The sequence below is a fragment of the Fusobacterium varium genome, assembly GCA_021531615.1.
GTDB classification, from domain to species: domain Bacteria; phylum Fusobacteriota; class Fusobacteriia; order Fusobacteriales; family Fusobacteriaceae; genus Fusobacterium_A; species Fusobacterium_A varium_C.
Genome location: JADYUE010000070.1, coordinates 1 through 4793, shown reverse-complemented (window position 1 = coordinate 4793; position 4793 = coordinate 1). Strand labels below are relative to the sequence as shown.

The following is a 4793-nucleotide window of genomic DNA, read 5'->3' as shown; positions in this document are numbered from 1 at the left end:
ACTCGCCAAGCTTTTTTTTATTTTTTGAAAAAATATTGTTTTAATAAATTGTTATCCTTAACATCAAGTTGACGTAATTTAGAGGTGAATATTAGAAGCCCTTAGCGAAATGCAGTTAAGAAAATGCAACGTGTTTGAGCGGAGCTTGCAGAGCGAGTTTTGCATTTTCAACAGAATAAGCTATAGGAATTCTTTATTCACTGACATGGAGAGAACTTGATGTTAAAAAAGAAATATAGATAACTAAAATTGACTATTAATCGCTAAATACAAAGGCACTTTGTCAAAACCTAGCGATGTACTAGATAACTTAGCTTAGTTAGATAAATTATAGTTTTTAAAGAAACTATATACAAAAAATGAAATATAGGGTATTATTTTATAGTAGCTATTATAAAGCTAGGAAGATTTTAAAGTAAAGAAATTAGGAGGGAAGATGGCTGTTAGTGAAAATATAAATTCAGACATAAAAAATGATATTAAAAAAGAAAAAAATCTTTATTATCAAAGAAATCAGATAAATAAAGATAAGATAAACTATGAAACTAATAAAAGAAGAAAAAGAAGAAATTTAACTTTTATTGTTTGTATTATTTTATTAATAAGTTTAGCAGTGGTAAATATGTTTAGTGCAAATTTCTATATGATTTATAGTAAAGGATTGAAATATTTTAGAAGTTATTTAATGTATATAGGAATTTCAATTGGATGCTTTATAGTTGGTGGAGTAGTAAATTATAAAGTTTATAATAAAAAAAGAATGTGCTTGTTAATTGCTTTAATTTCAATAGCTATTCTTGCTTTTGTTTGGATAGCAGCTGGAGCCTTGCCAAAGGTAGTTCCTAATATTAAGGGTGCTTATGGTTGGATAAAAATAGGAACTTTTACTTTACAGCCAGCAGAGTTTTTAAAACTACCATTTATTATATTATTAGCTCATCTTTTTGAAAGAGTAGAAAAAGAAGGCTATAAAAATGGAAAAGTAGTACTTTATGTTATATCAATTCCTTTAGTCTTTGGTTTTTTTATCTGTGCACAAGGTGACTTAGGAACAACTCTTCACTATGTTGCAATATTGTTATTTATGTTATTTTTAGCACAAATAGATATGAAGATTATAATTGGAATTACAACAGCAGGCTTTATAGGTATTGGAGCTGCTTTTTATTGGATATATCATTTTATGGATATGACTACAGCTCATTTTAGATATAGAAGAATAATTAGTTTTATAACAGGATTGTTGACAAATGAGTATGATAATGCCATAGGTTATCAAGTTTGGCAATCACTAATAGCTTTTGGTAGTGGTGGAGTAATAGGTAAAGGGTATGCTAATGGAGTTCAAAAGTATAAATATCTTCCAGAGGTAAGCACAGACTTTATTTTAGCTTCATATGGTGAAGAATTAGGATTAATTGGAATGATTATTTTAATGGCTGTATTATTAATACTGTTTAATATAATAAAAACTGTGGCTATAGAGAGAAAAGATTATTTTGGTAAATATCTTGCAATGGGAGTAGGTGGTTATATAATAACTCAAGTATTGATAAATATCTATGTTGCATTAGGAATGCTGCCAGTATTTGGTATTCCAATGCCTATATTTAGCTATGGTGGAAGTTCATTAGTAACAATTTTTGCTTCATTAGGGATTGTATTAAATATAAATAATAATAAAAATATGGAAGGCTTAATTTCTAAATATAAAATTGGAAAATATTTGGGGTATTAAATTAAGATTATTTAAAGGATTAATTTTGAAATTGCAAAGTTGATCCTTTTTTTGTATTTATATTTGTAACAAAAGGGTTAAAATTCACTCCATACCATTTACTTTAAAGGTAAGTTGTGCTATAATTTGAAATATCATTTTTTATTTTATATACTAAAAATATAGATAAATTAAGAAAAGAAAGGAAGAATATAAAATGGAAATGTCTAAAATCATTGAAAAGATAAATTATTTTACTAAATTATCAAGAGAGAGAGAACTTACTCCAGAGGAACAAGCAGAGAGAGCTGAATATAGAAAAATGTATTTAGAACTATTTAAAGCTCAAGTAAAAGGGCATCTTGATAGAATAGAGATAGTTGATGATAAAGTAGTAAATAAAGGTACTAAAATAATATAAGTTTTACGGGGGTAAAAATGGAAAAAGTAACAGTTAAATCTCTATACAGAGAGAAAGAAAAATTTATTGACAGAGAGGTTGAAATATCAGGATGGGTAAAAAAAATCAGAGTTCAAAAGAATTTTGGTTTCTTAGAAATAAATGATGGTTCATTCTTTAAAGGGATACAAGTTGTATTTGATACAAATTTAGATAACTTTGATGAAATTTCACGTCTTTCTATAATTTCATCAGTTAAAGTTTGTGGAAAACTTATAAAATCTCAAGGAGCAGGACAAGAGTTTGAAATCGCAGCTGCTAAAGTTGAAATCTACCAAAAAGCAGATCTTGACTATCCATTACAAAATAAAAGACATACTTTTGAATTTTTAAGAACAAAAGCTCACTTAAGACCAAGAACAAATACTTTCTCAGCAGTATTTAGAGTAAGATCAGTAGTAGCTTATGCTATTCACAAATTCTTCCAAGAAAATGGATTTGTTTATGTACATACTCCATTAATTACAGGATCTGACTGTGAAGGTGCAGGAGAAATGTTTAGAGTTACAACTTTAGACTTAAATGATCTACCAAAAACTAAAGATGGAAAAGTTGACTACACTCAAGACTTCTTTGGAAAAGAAACTAACTTAACAGTAAGTGGACAATTAAGTGGAGAAACTTATTGTGCAGCATTTAGAAATATCTATACATTTGGACCTACTTTCAGAGCTGAAAACTCAAATACAGCAAGACATGCTTCAGAATTCTGGATGATCGAACCTGAAATAGCATTTGCTGATCTTGAAGCTAATATGGAACTTGCTGAAGCAATGGTAAAATATATCATTAAATTTGTTATGGATGAGTGTCCAGAAGAGATGGCATTCTTCAATCAATTTATTGAAAAAGGATTATTTGATAAATTAAACAATGTATTAAATAGTGAATTTGGAAGACTTACTTATACAGAAGCTATTGAAATTCTTGAAAAATCAGGTAAGAAATTTGATTATCCAGTTAAATGGGGAATCGACCTTCAAAGTGAACATGAGAGATATCTTGCTGAAGAATACTTCAAAAAACCTGTATTCTTAACTGACTATCCAAAAGATATTAAAGCTTTCTATATGAAACTTAATGAAGATGGAAAAACAGTAAGAGCTATGGACTTATTAGCACCAGGAATTGGAGAAATTATTGGTGGATCTCAAAGAGAAGATAAACTTGAAATACTAGAAAATAGAATTACAGAGTTAGGAATGAACCCAGAAGACTATGGATTCTATCTTGATTTAAGAAAATATGGAAGTTTCCCACACTCAGGATATGGACTTGGATTTGAAAGAATTATAATGTATATTACAGGAATGACAAATATCCGTGACGTAATTCCATTCCCAAGAACACCTAAAAACGCTGAGTTCTAATATATATAAACAAGGGGAGAATTGATGTCACTAAAATTTTTACTGTTGCTAATTTTAATTATGGGAGTTTTATTTTATATAGTTACTTACCCCTATCAATCAAAATTGGCTAGAAAGTTAAAAAGAGTAAAGGGATATGAAGAGATTACTTTTTTAAAAAATGTTGATTTAAATTATGATGAAATAACAAAAGATCTAATTGATAATAGTGTAAAAGTAGAGGAAAACTATATTGAAAGTTCTTTTGTTAATGAGAAGATGAGATATCTTTTAGTTACACCTAATGTAGATTCTTTTGAAAATGTACCATGCTTATTTCTATTTCATGGATTAAGAGATAATTGTGGAGATTGGACAGATAGAGGAAAACTTCTACAAAACTATCTATACCTTTTGAAAAGAGGAGAGATAGAACCAATGATTTTTGTTATTCCTGATTCTGGAGATGAAGGGCAAAGTTGGTATAGTAACTACAAGGGAGTTGCAAATCACAACTATGAAGATTATCTTATAAAAGAGTTGTTACCAGAGATAGAGAGAAGATTTCCTAAATCTAATTTAGGGATTGTAGGATTCTCTATGGGTGGTTATGGAGCTTATAAGATAGGATTAAAGCATATAGATAAGTTTAAGGTGATAGGAAGTTTCTCAGGGGCTCTGAGCATTGTGAGATTGAGTATCAATAGAAGAGTAATAAGAATTTTAAAGTATCTTTATATACCTAAATTTCTGTTTTCAAATCCTGATAAATTAAAGTTTTTAGATATTTTTAGTTCATGGGGATATAAAATTTTAGAAGAAGATCCATATACTATGGTAAAAAAGATTGATTCTAGGTTATTAGAGAACAGATATTTTTATGCAAGTGTTGGATTAGAAGATAGAGTAAACCATTTAATGTTGCAACAGTGGATAGATATTATGGGCAGAATGAAAAAGAAAAATTGTATTTTTAAAGGGTATCTATGTAGAGGAGAGGAGCATACTTGGGAATATGTTGCTCGTGATATGTGTAATTTCCTTAGATACTTTAATGAAAAAATAAAATAGATTTTATGGTAACTCCAGTGGTTTTCACTGGGGTTATTTTTGTATTTACTCAACTATCCAAAGTTTACAAAAGATTATCTAGCTCAAAGTTCGATTTTTATATATTTATATATAAAATTACTTACAGATAAAAAGAGGGTGTGAACTTATTTCTGTAAATTAGTACTTTCTATGATAAAATTTATTTATTTAAAAG

The 4793-nt window shown here is 28.4% G+C and carries 4 protein-coding genes; all 4 read left to right on the top strand.

The genetic code is table 11. From position 1 onward, the window contains the following. The first annotated feature begins 436 nt into the window (after nucleotides 1-436). The 4 genes from I6E31_12290 (at nucleotide 437) to I6E31_12275 (ending at nucleotide 4597) form a co-directional block, all read left to right on the top strand. Entirely contained in the window at nucleotides 437-1738 is a 1302-nt protein-coding gene (locus I6E31_12290; GenBank protein ID MCF2640739.1) for an FtsW/RodA/SpoVE family cell cycle protein, read from the top strand. A gap of 196 nt (nucleotides 1739-1934) precedes the next feature. After that, nucleotides 1935-2138 (top strand): DUF896 domain-containing protein, encoded by a 204-nt coding sequence (locus tag I6E31_12285; protein MCF2640738.1) that lies wholly within the window; start codon nucleotides 1935-1937, stop codon nucleotides 2136-2138. 17 nt (nucleotides 2139-2155) lie between these two features. After that, the gene (gene asnS / locus I6E31_12280; protein ID MCF2640737.1) at nucleotides 2156-3547 is read left to right on the top strand and encodes an asparagine--tRNA ligase; all 1392 of its coding nucleotides are present in this window, start codon (nucleotides 2156-2158) and stop codon (nucleotides 3545-3547) included. 24 nt (nucleotides 3548-3571) lie between these two features. Further along, complete coding sequence (locus I6E31_12275) at nucleotides 3572-4597, top strand: esterase (GenBank protein MCF2640736.1); 1026 nt, start codon at nucleotides 3572-3574, stop codon at nucleotides 4595-4597. Nucleotides 4598-4793 lie beyond the last annotated feature (196 nt).

Bases quoted from the DNA above. Each gene is read 5' to 3' on its own strand.
- I6E31_12290 (MCF2640739.1), top strand. From the start codon at position 437: ATGGCTGTTAGTGAAAATATAAATTCAGACATAAAAAATGATATTAAA.
- I6E31_12285 (MCF2640738.1), top strand. From the start codon at position 1,935: ATGGAAATGTCTAAAATCATTGAAAAGATAAATTATTTTACTAAATTA.
- asnS (MCF2640737.1), top strand. From the start codon at position 2,156: ATGGAAAAAGTAACAGTTAAATCTCTATACAGAGAGAAAGAAAAATTT.
- I6E31_12275 (MCF2640736.1), top strand. From the start codon at position 3,572: ATGTCACTAAAATTTTTACTGTTGCTAATTTTAATTATGGGAGTTTTA.